Source organism: Serratia sp. GW822-FHT06D09 (assembly GCF_058799515.1).
The window spans coordinates 302,083-317,240 of record NZ_JBXALO010000003.1; the positions used below are offsets into that span (position 1 = coordinate 302,083).

Sequence of the window (15,158 nt, forward strand, 5' to 3'; positions counted from 1 at the left end):
TTCACACCTGAAATATAATCATGAAAATCTCTCCGATAATACTTTTCCAGGCTGATAAAATTTTACCATTCAATGCTGTTTAGTCATCCTCTCGGTACTGGCATTCATTTTAAAACATGATCAAAAAGTGCGTTTTCCTGATTTTTTGGTAATAAACATTAGCGTTGTTTACCCCTGAATCTTAATAGTGAACGATATTATCGACATGTCTGTAGATGAATGAATTCGCTATCCGAGAGAAGCCTGGGGACGCGAAGGGATCATTGCGACGGAGGATATTGCATTCAGCGCTTTTTCCAGTACTTCATCGTAAGGCGCTTTAGCATCCAACTCTATAATTCTGGAACCATTATATTGCAGCCGAACCATGGCAGAGATTTTGTCCTTCAGTTCTTCGTAGCTGTGATCGGGCTTACGTGAAAAGGCGGTATCGACATCAATATCGAGGCGAATGATAAGTTCGGGGCGGCATAAGGCCATTGATTGATATAAACGTTTTTCGCGTGCGGCTAAGCGAGTCATTAACCAGCCTTTTGCCCGCTCTACGCCAATGCCTGGCCCGTCATAATAAAAACCGGAAATCTCGGCCTGCGGGAAACGGTCGCTAATCACCAGCACGCCGCTCTCTGCCAGACGCTGTACTTTGCGTAAATTAGCCGCACGCCACACTGAAAAACCATACATAATCAGGGCTGCCCAGAGTGCCGGCGGTTTATTACTCATGCGCTGAGTCTTGTCGGACTTGGCGGCCAGGCGGCGTTCAAGCCAGACACCAATAACCGGCAGGCGCTTAATTTTGTCGCCATCCTCACCGGAGATCAGCCCTAAATAACGCCGTTCCGTTGCCCGGTATTTTTGCAGGTTTTTGACCAAATCGGCGGTAAGCGTGGATTTCCCCGTACCGTCACTGCCCACGACCGCAATCAGGCCGGTAATCACGGTCGATGAATCATCGCTGGCGGTATTTGATTTATCTGTTTGCATTTTTTTCAGTATTAATAAGTTATCGGCAGACTAAACCTTGGGTGTCGCCAGGGAGGTTCGAATGGCACGCAGCGATTCATCAAGAATTTTACCCGCCGGCTCTCGCCCATCTAAATCCAGTATGTTCGCGCCGTTAAAAGTAAGATGCGGAATGACGGCAATCTTTTCGCGCAGCGCAGAAAGTTTATGATCGGGTTTGCGCGAGAATGCGGTTTCTTCATCAATATCCAGACGAATCAATAAGAAAGGCGGATATGATGCCATCCACTGATACAGCCTTTGCTCATGTTTTCTCAACCAGCGTACCCAGCGATTACCGCCATCCGTTTTTGCCAGCTGCGGCCCATCAAAACGAAAACCCGCCACTTCCGCTTGCGGATAGCGATCGGTGACCAGTAATTGCCCTCTGCGGCTTTTTGCCAGCATGCGGCGAAACTTATAAACGCGCCAATATGACAACAAAAAGATCACCAGCGTGGTCAGATTACCCGGCGGCGTTGAAGGATGTTCATGAACGCGATCGGACTTCGCCAGTAAATAACGACCGAAGGGCGCGCCAATAATCGGCAAGTTGCTGATCCATTCCCCAATACGTCCCGAAGACTGGCCGAGATAAAGTAATTCTGTCGGTTCTTGCGATGAGAGATGATTGACCAGACTGGCAGCCAAGGTCGATTTTCCCGAGCCATCACAACCCGTTATTGCAATTACGCGCACGGGGGGATGATTAGCAATGGGCATTGTCTGTTGACTCACAATAATTGGTCCAACTCAAAGAAACTATTGTATTATAACCAGCCTTGGGTTCAAGATATTTATTGAGTATTATCTCAGTACTATTCAAATTTGTTTATTATTTGTGATTATGTTTTGGTGAGTCCGTCTTGTTTTTTTGTGCTAACCACGGCTGGGATTGTTCTTATAGCTCTTAATGCTAATTAGGCGTTGCCGCACCGGGTAATGGAACAGGTTTCTTCATTGTTTTCTTAATCTTTTGTGTGCTTTGGTCTGTGGCAATATTTATTCCTCATGGCTTTGATAACGTCATTAAGCGACTTTTTGTTTTCGAAATGGTACATTTTTACAGGTGTCTTAGAAGAGAATCTTATTATGAATTCAAAATCCCCGCCGCTTATTGCGGTAATTGGCAGCGATGGCTCGGGTAAGTCTACCGTTTGTGAATATCTCATTGAGTATGTGAAAAAATACGGTCCTGCAGTGAAGGTGCATCTGGGTAAGCAGGCAGGAAATGTCGGGCGTGCGGTTTCGCAACTCCCGCTGATGGGAAATTCTGTTGGCAAGGCCATCGAACGCAATACTAAAAAAGTGAAATCCAAAAAATCCAGGGTGGGGCTGTTGCCGGGTTTGGTCATCATCACTTTCGTTTTGCGTCGGCTGCTGCGTTTTCGCCGGATGTTGGCTTTTCGTCGACAAGGTCTGATCGTATTAACCGACCGTTTCCCGCAGGTACAAATCCCCGGCGCCTACGATGGCACCGTATTTCCCGAAAATACTCAAGGCAGCCATTTTGTCAGGTGGTTGGCGGGGCGCGAACGCAAAGCTTTTCAATGGATGGCGGATAATAAGCCAGACCTGGTGATCAAGTTGAATGTGGATCTGGACGTCGCTTGCGCACGTAAACCCGATCATCGCAAAGAAGCATTAGCCAAAAAGATTGCCGTTACGCCACTGCTCACTTTTGAAGGTGCGGAAATTGCGGATGTCGATGCCAATAAACCGCTCGATGAAGTGTTATCCGCCGCTGAAAAAGCTGTCGCAGAGTTTATGCAAGCGCAGGGATATAGCTTTGTAGTTGAAGGTGAATCGGTAGCGACCCACTGATTATTTCAGTTCTCGCAGTCAGAAAGTTTGACTCCAGTGCCGATAACTTTTTCGGCACTGGCAGGCAAGGTGAAGAGTGTTTTCGATGGGAACACTGCCCATGAGTTTTATGAGCAGCGGGACGTCATTATTTTTTTAGCGCGGCAAAAGCCCCAATGATCTTATCAATCTCTTCATCACTGTGCGCGGCGTTAACGCTGCATCGCAGGAGCGTTATGCCAGCCGGTGCTGCCGGAGGTAACACCAGATTGACATAAACACCTTTGGCGATCAGGTCGCGCCAGAATTGCAAACCCTCTTCTTTCGAGCCAATCATCACCGGCACCACCGGGCTGATGCGTGGCCCCAGCTCGTAACCCAGCTTGGCCAGTCCCTGATAGAGCCGATGCGCGTTGCTCCAGAGTTTTTCCCGCAGTTCAGGATGTTGCGCGATCTTTTTCAAAGAAGCGCGCACCGAAGCGATACTGGATGGCGAAGGCGAAGCGGTAAAAATATAAGGACGACTGCTGTAGCGCAGCACTTCCATATCTTTGCCGCCCACGGCAAAGCCGCCGATAGAGGCCAGGCTTTTACTGAACGTGCCCAGAATAATGTCAACATCTTGCTCAACGCCCAGCTCTTCAGCCAGACCCCGCCCGTGAGCACCCATCACGCCGAATGAATGCGCTTCGTCTACCAGCAAATAACCGCCGAGCCGCCGTTTGATGTCGACGATTTCAACCAGCGGAGCAACGTCGCCCAGCATGCTGTAAATGCCTTCGACGATGATGATCGCGTCTCGGGCTCGTTCGCCAAGGCGCACCATGCGACGTTCCAGATCTTTGGCATCGTTGTGGCGGAAGCGAATGATTTCAGCGCCGCCCAGGGCGCAGGCATCATAAATACTGGCGTGGCTGTCCGCGTCGATCAGCACGACCGAGCCGGGGGTTGCCAGAGTACTGATGACCGCCAGGTTCGCGGTATAGCCGGTGGAAAAGACGATGGCGGTAGGGCGATCAAAGAACGCCATCAGCTCTTGCTCCAACTGCAAGTGAGAGCCATAGCTGCCGTTCGCCATGCGTGAGCCGGTTGTGCCGGTGCCCTGAGCGGCTAATGCCGCCTGACCCTCGGCAATAGCCTGCGCATCGAAGGTCAGGCCCAGGTAGTTATTGGTCCCCGCCAGAACAATTTTCTGATTGCCAATGCGGCCTTCGGTTGCCGAGTAAACCTCATCGATACAGGTGCCAAAGGGGTTCAGGCCATCGGCCTGGAATTGCTTACGATCCTGGGTAAGCCGCGAAAATTTATCATAAAGACCCATTGGTTTTCTCCAGGCGAGGGAGTAGAGCGTCAAGCAGCTGTTCTGGCGTTCTGACATCAAGCAATATATTGATAGGAATAGAAATATCGAATTCGTCTTCTAACATCATCAGCAGATCCAGGACTCTGATGGACTCCAGGCCAAGATCGTTGACGAGATCGCTATCAGGTTTGATTTCTAATCCGCCTTCGACCAGACCTTGCAGGCAAGTCAGAATATAATTCATAACAGCGTCGCGATTTCGCATAAAAATTTTTGGCAAACCTCTAATTTAGATAATTAAAATAAACCTTCACGCAGTGCGCGCTTCAAACTGATCTTGGGGACCCAATGAGTATCTTCGGACAGGCTTCGATTGTTTGCAGACCAGTCCGGATAGGTTAATTCCCGTATTTTGTTGTGGGTCAGCATCGGTTCTTTGTTGGTCAACCGGCTCAGCAACATGCTGCCATCGGCCAAAATTTTCAGCAGGGGCAGCGGGATCCTCACCAGCCTCACCGGGCCATTGCGGACGGTGGTCCCTATTTCCCGTAATCGCTGCCAGCTATAACCGCCGGCAGCCCCGTCGCACAGTTCATACGTTTGCGTCTGCGGGCCAGGGGCCAATAGCCACTGGGTTACGGCTTCGGCTAAATCGCTCACGTGAAGGAACGTCAGCTTTGCTTCCGCCGCACCCAGCCGTGGAAGCACGCCGCGCAGAAGCCAGCTGAATATCGGCTTAAGTTCTTTATCGCCGGGCCCGTAAACCGCGGTGGGGCGAAAAATGCCCAGTGAAATATCCGCAGCCATAGCGGTTAGCCGTTGTTCAGCAACGTGTTTTGAATTGGCATACCAGGACAGCTCCGGATGGCGAGCGGCAAGAGAAGAGATAAACAGGAAGCGCTTGCAACTGCCGCTTTGTCTGGCCGCCTGCATCAGGTGTTGGCTGCCGCTGACATTACACCGGGTGAAGGTTTCTTCCGTGCCGCCCCGCACCTGGCCCGCACAATGCACCACGAATTCTGCCCCGCTAACCAGCTCGATGAGCGAGTCCTGATCCTCCAGCGCCCCCTGGATCCAGGTCAGGTTAGGGGGGGCGATTTGACCTGCGCGCCGGGTGAGGGCGCGCACGGTAAAACCACGGGAAAGCAGGTTCTGAACGATATGCCGGCCAATAAAGCCGGTTACGCCAGTGACTGCCACGGTGCCTGTCATTGCGCAAAGCCTGCCAGTTGCTGCATCGACGGGCAGATGGAGGTGGTCAGCCAACGCTTCTTGGCCTCCGCACGGGCAGGTTTCCCCGAAGAGGTGCGGGGAATGCTGTGGGGCGGCAACAGCTCAATATCCACCGCAATGCCGAACTCGCTTTGAATTCGGGCGCTCAGCGTGTGGACGATTTGCTCCCGACGATCTTCAGAGCTCACTCGACACTGGATTTGCAGAATGATTCTGGCGCCGTCACCGTGCTCTTCGGTCACGAAGGCAATGGCGTCGCCAGAGCGGATTTCCGGCTCGGACTCCGCAACATATTCAATATCCTGCGGCCAAATGTTACGACCGCGAATGATGATCAAATCTTTCTTGCGGCCGGTGACGTACAGATAGCCATCCAGCAGATAGCCCAGGTCACCGGTATCCATCCAGCCGCTTGTCTGGATTTGCTGTTGAGACGCATCGTCGCGGAAATAGCCATTCATCAGGCTGGGGCCGGAGATACAAATACGGCCGACCTGCCGCTCTGGCAGCGGGAGCCCGGTTTCGCTGCGAATTTCGATACGGTGACCGGGCAGTGGCTTGCCGCAATTGACAAAGGTCGATGTGACCCGCGTTTTTTTGCCGGGGGCTACCGCCTTACCTTCGTATTCCAAAATGTCGCGGTCGACCTGGTTGATGGGCGCACCGGAAGCTTCGTCATAGAAACTGACCGCCAGGGTGTTCTCGGCCAAACCATAGCAGGGCATCAGCGCCTTGCGGTCAAAGTTAAGATGGCCGAAGTGCTCAGCGAACTGAGAGAGTAAATCTGACGGAATAGGTTCAGCCCCTACGCCGGCCACGCGCCAACTGGAGAGATCCAACTCGGTGATCTCTTTGTTGTTGCTGTAGCGCAGGCATAAATCGTAGCCAAACGGCGGAGCGACGGACACGGTGCCGCGATTTTTGGCGATCAGTTTTAACCATTGCATTGGACGCATGGCAAAATCTTGCGTACGCAAATAGTCGACGGACAGCTGAGTCGCCACTGGGGTAAGCAGGAAACCGACCAGGCCCATATCGTGATAGAAGGGCAGCCATGAAACGCAGCGATCGCCCGCGCGCAGTTTGATCCCATCATGGCTAATCACGCGCAGGTTAGACATCACCGCACGCTGGGTAATGATCACCCCGCGTGGAAAGCGAGTGCTGCCCGACGTGTATTGGAGATAGGCAATATCGTTGGGCGACGGTGCCTGCAGCTCCACATCCCGCTCGGGCAGAGCGTTAAAATCTGCGTCGCTGAGAATATGGGTTGGCGGTGCATCCAGGGTCGCAGAGCTGATCAGCGGTACCCATTCTTCGCTGCTGATAATGGCGGCAGGTTTACAGCTGTTGATCAGGCCCTGAAGCTTGATGGTATAAGAGTCCCGTTGCCCGACCCCCATAGGAATGGCCAGGGGCACGGCAACCAAACCGGCATATTGGCAGGCAAAAAAAGCCTCGACGAAACCGGCGCTGGTTTCCGCGATAAGTGCAACCCGATCGCCTTTATTGAGGTTCAGGGATAACAGGCGCCGCGCACCCACTATCGCGCGCTGTTTCAGCGTGCGATATTCCAGTACGGCCACGAGCTGATTACGACGATCGTAAAAGTTCATTCCTGTACTGCCCTGCGCTGCATAATCTAATGCCTCCACCAGAGTGGGGAAATCTGCATAACGCATTGGAAGAGAATGAGTGGAGCTTGTTTCAGACATATACAAATTAGCCATAGAGTAAAAATCACCAAAAGAGATAAACGACTATTGGCGAGAGAGTTAATGTTTTTACAATGAAAATGTTTTGAATATATTTGTTATTCAATCATTTTCTTTCATTCCACAAACAGATCACCCTGGAATTAATAACCAGCATGTCTACTTAGAACTAAAGGCGAGGGATTAGCCGTGGATATTACCTGGTCTTTTTCACGTGAGGACCATGACAGAAGAACGGCGGATATAGGTGCTGTCACAGCCAGCTCCTGATATCTCCATCCTTTGCCCGACAGCCTTGACCGGGTGCCTGTTATCGACACATTTCCGGAAGGCAATAATCGGCGATTCATATGATCTGATCTTGCGCATGGCTATCTCCGTACTTAAACATATCCTAAACAGTATCCGGAAGACGGACAAAAGTGAAAGCCTCATTTAACACCAGGGATAGAAAAAGCATTTAATGTTAAAATATGCCAATGCGTCTCCAGACCAGAATTAGTAAACTAAAAAACGATTGGTTTTTCTTTGCTGGAAATAGCACGAAATAATAAAAAGCATAATTTGCTCAGATCACTCACGCCCCTGTCTGGCATCACTTTTGATAAAGAACAGCACGTGTCAGTGGAAACTCTGCTCGGGTAACATCCTGCAGGATAATAGGTATTAATTGATTTTTCTTATCTCTTAAAGCGATAAGTCATAACCGAGAGCGGATCTCATTTCAGAAAATATCACTGGCGTTATAACGTTCTTTTTTTGAGCATGTCACTAAATTGTAAGGTTATTTATGATTCATATTGAGCAAGTCCTCGATAAGCGTGATCTTAAGGCATTTATCGCTTTTCCTTCCTCCCTGTTTCGTGACGATCCTAATTGGATTGACCCTTTGTATTTAGAGCGCGAAGAACATCTCTCTAAGAAGAATCCTGGGACTGACCATATAGAATGGCAGGCATGGGTAGCCAAAAAAGAGGGCAAGGTGGTCGGGCGGATAACCGCTCAAATTGACGCTTTGCACCGCGAACGCTACGGCGAGGATACCGGTCACTTTGGCATGATCGATGCCATCGAGGATCCGGCGGTTTTTAGCGCGTTATTTGCCGCGGCAGAAGCTTGGCTGAGGTCTAAGGGCGCATTAAAAATCACCGGTCCCTTCAGTCTTAATATCAATCAGGAAAGTGGCCTGTTGGTCGAAGGGTTTGATACGCCGCCGTCGGCGCTGATGACGCATGCCAAACCCTACTACGCAGCCAATCTGGAGCGCCAGGGATATACGCAGGGCATAGATTTGTTGGCTTATTGGATGAAGCGCACGGACCTGCATTTTTCGCCTTCCCTGGCCAAAATGATGAGTCAGGTGCGTAAAAAAGTGACCCTGCGCCGCCTCAATCGCAAAAGGTTTAGCGAGGAAATGCAGGTGCTGCGCGAAATTTTCAATTCCGGTTGGCAGGATAACTGGGGATTTGTGCCTTTCACCGAGCATGAGTTTGCCACCATGGGCAATCAGCTGAAGTTCCTGGTGCCTGATGACATGATTTATATTGCCGAAGTCGATTCAGTACCCTGCGCTTTCATCGTCGGTTTGCCCAATATCAACGAGGCAATTGCCGATCTCAACGGCAGTTTATTTCCCTTTGGCTGGGCGAAGCTGTTGTGGCGTTTGAAAGTGAGCGGGGTGCGTACCGCGAGGGTGCCGCTGATGGGTGTTCGCCAGGAATATCAATTCAGCCGAATAGGGCCGATTATTGCACTATTGCTGATCGAAGCGTTACATGACCCCTTCGAGAAACGCGGTATTGATGCGCTGGAGATGTCCTGGATATTAGAGTCGAATACCGGCATGCGCACCATCCTGGAGCGAATTGGCGCGGTGCCTTACAAGCGTTATCGCTTATATGAAAAACAACTCTAACCCCTCGGCAAGACGCTGATTTTATCGGCCCTTCACAGGATGTAAAACGCACTGCGCTCAGAGAATACCTATGGCCAAAATTGCCTTTTGGTTGTTGGCGATTCAACGTTGCCGGAAAAACAATGTCACACGGGTGATTATTTAATTTCATTAATCAATTTCGTTATAAGTTACTGTGCGTTATTGATTGGCTTTAAAAATCACCCGGTTTTTATAAGAGTAAGATGCATGTCCTTTGAAAAGAAAAAAGGAATAAATCGCTTAATAAGTAGCATAAAAAACTCACTGGCGGGCCTTGTTGATGCCGTTTTTACCGAGGATGCTTTCCGCCAATTGCTGGTGATTAACGTAATATTACTGGTTGTTACATTTACTTTAGATATTACAAAAGTAGAAAGGATGTTATTGATTGCCAGCAGCTTCATTTTACTGGTTGTTGAGTTGCTTAATACTGCCATTGAGAGCGTTGTCGATCGCATTTCTCTGGAGATACATCCCTTATCCAAGCGGGCCAAGGATTTGGGCGGCGCTGCGCAGTTGGTTGCGGTGGTGATGACAATAATGCTTTGGCTGGTGGTCTTGTTGGGCTGATTAATACCCTCGGGGCACCCAGGTTTTCCGGAAGAAACGCCAGCTTTCAGCTGCCTTCATCAAGGAAGCAAAATATTCTTTGCAGGATAACGTTCTGTCGCTCATTATTTGAAATGTTGTTTCACTTTTATCTCATGAGCCGATCTTGAACTTATACGCCGCCCTGCGCCAGCGCGTGGAAAATACGCCCTGGTATCCTAAACGCAAAAGCTATCGCGTGCTGTTTTGGCGTGAGATCACGCCGTTGGCGGTGCCGATCTTTATGGAGAACGCCTGCGTCCTGCTGATGGGGGTGCTGAGCACCTTTTTGGTGAGCTGGATCGGCAAAGAGGCGATGGCCGGGGTGGGGCTGGCGGACAGCTTCAACATGGTAATCATCTCGTTCTTCGCCGCGGTGGATCTCGGCACCACGGTGGTGGTGGCCTTTAGCCTCGGCAAGCGGGACAGAAAAAGAGCGCGAGCGGCTGCACGCCAGTCGCTGGTGCTAATGACCCTGGTGGCCTTTGCCTTGGCGATCGGCATTCATTTGGCGGGCGAACAGATTATTGATGTGATCGCCGGTGCCGCCACGCCGGAGGTAAAGGCGTTGGCGCTGTCTTATCTGCAAACCACGGTGTGGAGCTACCCGGCCGCCGCCATTGCGTTGATTGGCAGCGGGGCGTTGCGCGGTGCAGGCAACACCAAAATCCCGCTGTTGATCAACGGCGGCATGAATATTCTGAATATCATCATCAGCAGCATACTGATTTACGGCATGCTGGGCTGGCACGGGCTGGGGTTTGTCGGGGCCGGGCTGGGGTTAACCATTTCCCGCTATATTGGCGCCATCGCGATCGTTTACGTCCTGATGATCGGCTTTAATCCGGCGCTGCACATCACGCTGAAAAGTTACTTTACCCCGTTGAAGCTGACCATCCTGTGGGAAGTGCTGGGGATAGGTATTCCTGCCAGCATCGAATCGGTGTTGTTCAACGGCGGCAAGTTATTGACCCAAATGTTTGTTGCCGGCATGGGCACCAACGTTATCGCCGGCAATTTCATCGCTTTTTCTGTCGCGTCGTTGATTAACCTTCCGGGCAACGCTCTGGGGTCGGCGTCGACCATTATTGTGGGAAAACGGCTGGGCAAAGGGCAAATAGCTCAGGCGGAGCGCCAATTGCGCCACATTTTCTGGCTGGCAACGATAGGGCTGACGGTGATTGCCTGGGGCACGGCGCCCCTGGCGGGGGTATTCGCCTCGTTTTATACCCAACAAGACGACGTGAAGGAGGTGGTAAAGGTGTTGCTCTGGCTCAATGCCGCCTTTATGCCTATCTGGGCGGCGTCATGGGTGTTGCCCGCCGGTTTGAAGGGCGCGCGCGACGCCCGTTTTGCGATGTGGGTGTCGATGCTGGGCATGTGGGGTTGCCGCGTGGTTGCCGGTTATACGCTGGGCATCATGCTGGGCATGGGCGTGGTTGGCGTCTGGCTGGGGATGTTTATGGATTGGGCGGTACGCGGTGTCTTGTTCTACTGGCGTATGGTCAGCGGACGGTGGCTGTGGAAATACCCGCGCATAAAATCGAACTCGCTGGCGGAAAATATCCGCGCAGAGAAAAGCGGCGAGTAAGGATCAGGCGTTCGCTGTTAATTCGCCCGGCACCGATGATGCCTGACTGTTTTCCAGACGCCATTTGGCCGGCGAGAGGCCGTGGACCTGTTTAAAGGCCTTGGAGAAGTGCAGTTGGTTTTCATACCCCACCGAAATTCCCACCACCTTGATTGACGTCTGGCTATTGCACAGCAGGCTGGCGGCGATGCTCATGCGGAAGTTCAGCAGATATTCCTTTGGCCCAATGCCGTAAGTGCCTTTAAACAGCCGACACAGGTAACTGCGGTTGATGTTGCAGTAGGCGGCCAGGCGCTCAATGGTGAGGGGTTCATGGTAGCGGTTTTCAATGAGTTTTACCGCCTTGCGCAGATGCTGCGCCTTGTCGCTTGGCGGCTCGGCGATGCTTTGCAAAGCGTTATCAATCAGCGAAGAAAAAAACAGATAGCTCAGGCCCAGCGTTTTTAACCGATGTTCATCACCATGGCTAATGAGTTGCCGCAGATAGCGCAGCGCCAGAGGGGGGTCTTCGTTCTGGCGGGGACGATAAATCGGCAACTGGCGGCTCAGGCGGCACTCTTCAAAAATCTTGCCGGCCACCAGCCCGTCGACTTCCAGCCACATATAATGCCAGGGATCTTTTGAGTCGGCGCGATAGGTAGTCACGTCGTGCGGGTGGATCAAAAAACCTTCTCCGGCCACCACCGGAAAAGAGCCATATTCGCTGCTCAGCACCCCGGTACCGCTTATCACATAATGAAATAAATAGTGTTGGCGTACCGCCGGTCCAAAGCTGTGCCCCTTGTCACAGTTCTCCTCGCCATACTGGTACAGGTTCAGCTCGATATTGTCGGTACGGCTCAGAGTAAAACTCTTATGCATCAGTCATGGCCCCTGTGTTTTCGCTTACTGTAGCAGTGTAGTCGTGGCACGGCGGTGGGGCGATCTTCAGATCCAGACATGGCTCACAGTTTTCATGCTGCGTCATTTTTCGCCATAACAAGGTCACATTTATCCCTATATTGCGAATGCGTTGCCGCGTAGTTTCAGCTTATCGAAAACCACAGCAGCGGAGAAATACGATGATTAAAGTGACTTTTATGGGGGCAGGCAGCACCATTTTCGCCAAGAACGTTCTCGGCGACATCATGGCAACGCCGGCCCTGAAAGAGGTGGATATTGCGCTGTACGACATTGACAGCGCTCGTCTCAATGAATCTTTCGCCATGCTGAGCAATATCAACCGCAATATTAATGCGGGCAGGGCGAAGATCACCCCTTATCTCGGGGTAGAAAACCGCCGTGCGGCACTGAAAAACGCTAATTACGTGGTAAATGCCATTCAGGTCGGCGGCTACGATCCTTGCACCATTACCGATTTCACCATCGCCAGAAAGTACGGCCTGCAGCAGACCATTGCCGATACCCTGGGCATCGGCGGCATCTTCCGCGCGCTGCGTACCATTCCGGTGCTGTTTGACTTTGCCCGGGACATTGAGGCGGTCTGTCCGGATGCCTGGTTGCTGAACTACACCAACCCAATGGCGGCCTTAACCGGAGCCATGCTGCGCCATACCGGGGTGAAAACGGTGGGGTTATGTCACAGCGTTCAGGTATGCGCGGAGACCTTGCTGAAAAGCGTCGATATGCCTACCGACGACGTACAGTTTCACATTGCCGGCATCAACCACATGGCCTGGCTGCTGGACGTTCGCCGTCACGGCGAGGATCTGTACCCGGAAATCAAGCGTCGCGCCAACGCGCTGCAGGGCAAGCATGACGACATGGTACGCCATGAAATCATGAAAACCTTTGGTTATTACGTCACTGAATCTTCCGAGCATAATGCCGAATACATGCCGTATTGGATTAAACGTCATTACCCGGAACTGATTGAGCGCTTCAATATCCCTCTCGACGAGTATCCGCGCCGTTGTATCGAGCAAATCGACCAGTGGCAGCAACGCAAGCTGGCGTTGACCCACGACGCTAACCTGACGCATACCCGTACCCACGAATATGCCTCATACATTATCGAAGCGATGGAGACTGACCGGCCGTACAAGATTGGCGGCAACGTGCTCAACACCGGTCTCATCACCAACTTGCCGGCAGAGGCCTGCGTAGAAGTGCCCTGTCTGGTGGATGGGCAGGGGATCAGCCCTTGTTACGTCGGCCATTTACCGGAGCAACTGGCGGCGCTGAACCGCACCAATATCAATACCCAGCTATTGACCATTGAAGCGGCGGTGACGGGCAAACGCGACGCAATTTACCATGCGGCGCTGTTGGACCCACATACCTCCGCCGAGCTTTCCATTGATGATATACGTAAGCTGTGCGACGAGCTGATTGAGGCTCACGGCAGTTGGCTCCCTGCCTATCACTGATCGCCGAATTTAACCGTATCTCCTCCTCAAAACGCACAAGGCGCGGGGCTTCCTGCGCCATCAAAAATAGGGTGGTGAGCCATGTTTTATTTGAGAAACAAGAATTTTTGGATCTTTGGGGCCTTCTGTTTTTTCTACTTTTTCATCATGGGGGCGGTGCTGCCGTTCTTTCCTATCTGGCTGCATGACGTCAACCAGCTTGACCAGCAGCAAACCGGGTTGGTGTTTGCCTGTATGGCGCTGTTTGCCCTGGTGTTTCAGCCGATTTTCGGTTTTGTCACCGACAAATTTGGCCTGAAGAAACACCTGCTGTGGATGATCATCTTCCTGCTGCTGTTTCTGGCGCCGCTGTTTATTTATGTGTTTTCGCCGCTGCTGCAAAGCCATTTTGTTTGGGGGGCCTTGCTGTGCGGGGTTTACCTGGGGCTGGTGTGCAGCGGCGGTTCACCGGCCATTGAAGCTTATATCGAAAAAGTGAGCCGACGCAGTCAGTTCGAGTATGGCCGCGCTCGGTTGTTCGGCTGTATCGGTTGGGCCATCTGCGCCTCGATCGTCGGCTATATGTTTACCATCAACAACCAGTTCGCGTTTTGGTTGGCCTCCAGCTTTGCGCTGATCCTGGCCGGTTTGCTGTATTTGTTCAAACCCGATCGGAGCAGCACGCTGGCGGTGGCGGACGGCTTGGCGTTAAACCACAAACCCATCAAGTTAAAGGCGGCGTTGAACCTGCTGAAAATGCGCAAATTCTGGTGTCTGGTGATGTATATCGTGGGCGTAGCCTGCGTGTATGACGTCTTTGATCAGCAGTTCGCCAACTTCTTTACGTCGTTTTTCAGCGACCGACATGCGGGAACGCAGGCGTTTGGTTATGTAACGACGCTGGGCGAGTTTCTTAACGCTTTCATCATGTTCTTTGCGCCGTTGATCATTAATCGCATTGGCGGCAAGAACGCGCTGTTGATAGCTGGGGTGATTATGTCGGTGCGGATTATTGGTTCATCGCAGGCGGATTCGGTCGCCGCGGTCATTATTCTCAAAACCCTGCATATGTTTGAGGTGCCGTTCCTGTTGGTGGGCATTTTCAAATACATCACCACCCAGTTTAACGTTAACCTTTCGGCGTCGATATACCTGTGGGGCTTTTGCTTCTTCAAGCAGCTCTCGGCCATCGGTATGTCTTATGCGGCAGGCCTGATGTACGTCAATTACGGTTTCAAAACCTCTTACCTGATCCTCGGCTGCATTGCGTTGCTGTTCACGTTGATTTCAGCCTTTGCCCTTAGCGGTAAGGTCGCGGTAATCAAGCAGGAGGGCACACTGCCGGTTGCGGCGAATTAGTGCCGGCTCAACTCAATACAGCAGCGTCATAAGGCTAAAAAACAGCAGCGTCAGGACAATGATAAACCCGGTTTGCAGCGTCTTGCGCATCAGGCGACTGTGGCCCCAGCGGGTGGCGCTCAGACGACTATCGATGGCGAACAGTGCCGGAACCATCAGCAGCACGTAAATCAACATCAGCATGGCGGTTAACGGCTGTTGGCTCATTCTGGCGTCTCCGTGCTGAGGTAGACAGGGGGGGGCCCGCAAGGGGGCTATGCTGCTTTCTTGCCGGTGTTTG

The 15,158-nt window shown here is 51.8% G+C and carries 14 protein-coding genes; 6 read left to right on the plus strand and 8 right to left on the minus strand.

Features of this window, described 5'->3' with window-relative positions:
- Positions 1-228: 228 nt before the first annotated feature.
- Together AC1RKG_RS09115 and AC1RKG_RS09120 are read right to left on the minus strand one after the other, a co-directional pair.
- Positions 229-984 carry a nucleoside/nucleotide kinase family protein gene (locus tag AC1RKG_RS09115; protein ID WP_046373183.1) on the minus strand — a complete coding sequence of 252 codons (756 nt, stop codon included), beginning with the start codon at positions 982-984 and terminating at the stop codon, positions 229-231.
- A gap of 30 nt (positions 985-1,014) precedes the next feature.
- Positions 1,015-1,725, minus strand: a complete 711-nt coding sequence (locus tag AC1RKG_RS09120) for a nucleoside/nucleotide kinase family protein (protein ID WP_232807852.1) — start codon at positions 1,723-1,725, stop codon at positions 1,015-1,017.
- Positions 1,726-2,094: 369 nt separating this feature from the next.
- Between AC1RKG_RS09120 and AC1RKG_RS09125 the strand changes: the two genes are divergently transcribed.
- Positions 2,095-2,826, plus strand: a complete 732-nt coding sequence (locus AC1RKG_RS09125; protein WP_122079761.1) for a nucleoside/nucleotide kinase family protein — start codon at positions 2,095-2,097, stop codon at positions 2,824-2,826.
- Between the two features lie 127 nt (positions 2,827-2,953).
- On the opposite strand, the gene spt is transcribed toward AC1RKG_RS09125, so the two are convergent.
- Genes spt through AC1RKG_RS09145 form a run of 4 tightly spaced genes read right to left on the minus strand, consistent with a single transcriptional unit; the run spans position 2,954 to position 7,056 of the window.
- Positions 2,954-4,126 (minus strand): serine palmitoyltransferase, encoded by a 1,173-nt coding sequence (gene spt, locus AC1RKG_RS09130; protein WP_046373186.1) that lies wholly within the window; start codon positions 4,124-4,126, stop codon positions 2,954-2,956.
- Positions 4,113-4,373: an acyl carrier protein gene (locus tag AC1RKG_RS09135; protein WP_020827632.1), complete on the minus strand. Its 261-nt coding sequence runs from the start codon at positions 4,371-4,373 to the stop codon at positions 4,113-4,115. Before AC1RKG_RS09135 ends, spt begins: the two co-directional genes overlap by 14 nt.
- Before the next feature lie 32 nt (positions 4,374-4,405).
- Positions 4,406-5,320, minus strand: coding sequence for an NAD-dependent epimerase/dehydratase family protein (locus AC1RKG_RS09140; protein ID WP_493182816.1), 915 nt, complete (start codon positions 5,318-5,320; stop codon positions 4,406-4,408).
- Positions 5,317-7,056 (minus strand): fatty acyl-AMP ligase, encoded by a 1,740-nt coding sequence (locus tag AC1RKG_RS09145; protein ID WP_237142388.1) that lies wholly within the window; start codon positions 7,054-7,056, stop codon positions 5,317-5,319. The genes AC1RKG_RS09140 and AC1RKG_RS09145 overlap by 4 nt, the downstream gene beginning before the upstream one ends.
- 790 nt (positions 7,057-7,846) lie before the next feature.
- Here AC1RKG_RS09145 and AC1RKG_RS09150 point away from each other — a divergent pair.
- The 3 genes from AC1RKG_RS09150 (at position 7,847) to AC1RKG_RS09160 (ending at position 11,171) form a co-directional block, all read left to right on the plus strand.
- Positions 7,847-8,971 carry an N-acetyltransferase gene (locus AC1RKG_RS09150; RefSeq protein WP_493182817.1) on the plus strand — a complete coding sequence of 375 codons (1,125 nt, stop codon included), beginning with the start codon at positions 7,847-7,849 and terminating at the stop codon, positions 8,969-8,971.
- Between the two features lie 228 nt (positions 8,972-9,199).
- Entirely contained in the window at positions 9,200-9,562 is a 363-nt protein-coding gene (locus AC1RKG_RS09155; protein WP_020827628.1) for a diacylglycerol kinase, read from the plus strand.
- 145 nt (positions 9,563-9,707) lie between these two features.
- Complete coding sequence (locus AC1RKG_RS09160; RefSeq protein WP_020827627.1) at positions 9,708-11,171, plus strand: EmmdR/YeeO family multidrug/toxin efflux MATE transporter; 1,464 nt, start codon at positions 9,708-9,710, stop codon at positions 11,169-11,171.
- A 3-nt stretch (positions 11,172-11,174) separates the two neighbouring features.
- Here the strand turns inward: AC1RKG_RS09160 and AC1RKG_RS09165 are convergent, their stop codons facing one another.
- On the minus strand, positions 11,175-12,032 hold the full coding sequence (locus tag AC1RKG_RS09165; protein WP_493182818.1) for an AraC family transcriptional regulator: 858 nt from the start codon (positions 12,030-12,032) through the stop codon (positions 11,175-11,177).
- Positions 12,033-12,232: 200 nt separating this feature from the next.
- Between AC1RKG_RS09165 and AC1RKG_RS09170 the strand changes: the two genes are divergently transcribed.
- Both AC1RKG_RS09170 and AC1RKG_RS09175 read left to right on the plus strand, forming a co-directional pair.
- The gene (locus tag AC1RKG_RS09170; RefSeq protein ID WP_149572711.1) at positions 12,233-13,540 is read left to right on the plus strand and encodes an alpha-glucosidase/alpha-galactosidase; all 1,308 of its coding nucleotides are present in this window, start codon (positions 12,233-12,235) and stop codon (positions 13,538-13,540) included.
- Positions 13,541-13,621: 81 nt separating this feature from the next.
- The gene (locus tag AC1RKG_RS09175; protein WP_493182820.1) at positions 13,622-14,878 is read left to right on the plus strand and encodes an MFS transporter; all 1,257 of its coding nucleotides are present in this window, start codon (positions 13,622-13,624) and stop codon (positions 14,876-14,878) included.
- A 12-nt stretch (positions 14,879-14,890) separates the two neighbouring features.
- Here AC1RKG_RS09175 and AC1RKG_RS09180 read toward each other — a convergent pair whose 3' ends face one another.
- Positions 14,891-15,085, minus strand: coding sequence for a hypothetical protein (locus AC1RKG_RS09180; RefSeq protein WP_044552266.1), 195 nt, complete (start codon positions 15,083-15,085; stop codon positions 14,891-14,893).
- Positions 15,086-15,158 lie beyond the last annotated feature (73 nt).

What these genes read in the sequence shown, in the direction of transcription:
- AC1RKG_RS09115 (WP_046373183.1), bottom strand. Translation starts at nt 984, where the DNA reads ATGCAAACAGATAAATCAAATACCGCCAGCGATGATTCATCGACCGTG.
- AC1RKG_RS09120 (WP_232807852.1), bottom strand. Translation starts at nt 1,725, where the DNA reads ATGCCCATTGCTAATCATCCCCCCGTGCGCGTAATTGCAATAACGGGT.
- AC1RKG_RS09125 (WP_122079761.1), top strand. Translation starts at nt 2,095, where the DNA reads ATGAATTCAAAATCCCCGCCGCTTATTGCGGTAATTGGCAGCGATGGC.
- spt (WP_046373186.1), bottom strand. Translation starts at nt 4,126, where the DNA reads ATGGGTCTTTATGATAAATTTTCGCGGCTTACCCAGGATCGTAAGCAA.
- AC1RKG_RS09135 (WP_020827632.1), bottom strand. Translation starts at nt 4,373, where the DNA reads ATGCGAAATCGCGACGCTGTTATGAATTATATTCTGACTTGCCTGCAA.
- AC1RKG_RS09140 (WP_493182816.1), bottom strand. Translation starts at nt 5,320, where the DNA reads ATGACAGGCACCGTGGCAGTCACTGGCGTAACCGGCTTTATTGGCCGG.
- AC1RKG_RS09145 (WP_237142388.1), bottom strand. Translation starts at nt 7,056, where the DNA reads ATGTCTGAAACAAGCTCCACTCATTCTCTTCCAATGCGTTATGCAGAT.
- AC1RKG_RS09150 (WP_493182817.1), top strand. Translation starts at nt 7,847, where the DNA reads ATGATTCATATTGAGCAAGTCCTCGATAAGCGTGATCTTAAGGCATTT.
- AC1RKG_RS09155 (WP_020827628.1), top strand. Translation starts at nt 9,200, where the DNA reads ATGTCCTTTGAAAAGAAAAAAGGAATAAATCGCTTAATAAGTAGCATA.
- AC1RKG_RS09165 (WP_493182818.1), bottom strand. Translation starts at nt 12,032, where the DNA reads ATGCATAAGAGTTTTACTCTGAGCCGTACCGACAATATCGAGCTGAAC.
- AC1RKG_RS09170 (WP_149572711.1), top strand. Translation starts at nt 12,233, where the DNA reads ATGATTAAAGTGACTTTTATGGGGGCAGGCAGCACCATTTTCGCCAAG.
- AC1RKG_RS09175 (WP_493182820.1), top strand. Translation starts at nt 13,622, where the DNA reads ATGTTTTATTTGAGAAACAAGAATTTTTGGATCTTTGGGGCCTTCTGT.
- AC1RKG_RS09180 (WP_044552266.1), bottom strand. Translation starts at nt 15,085, where the DNA reads ATGAGCCAACAGCCGTTAACCGCCATGCTGATGTTGATTTACGTGCTG.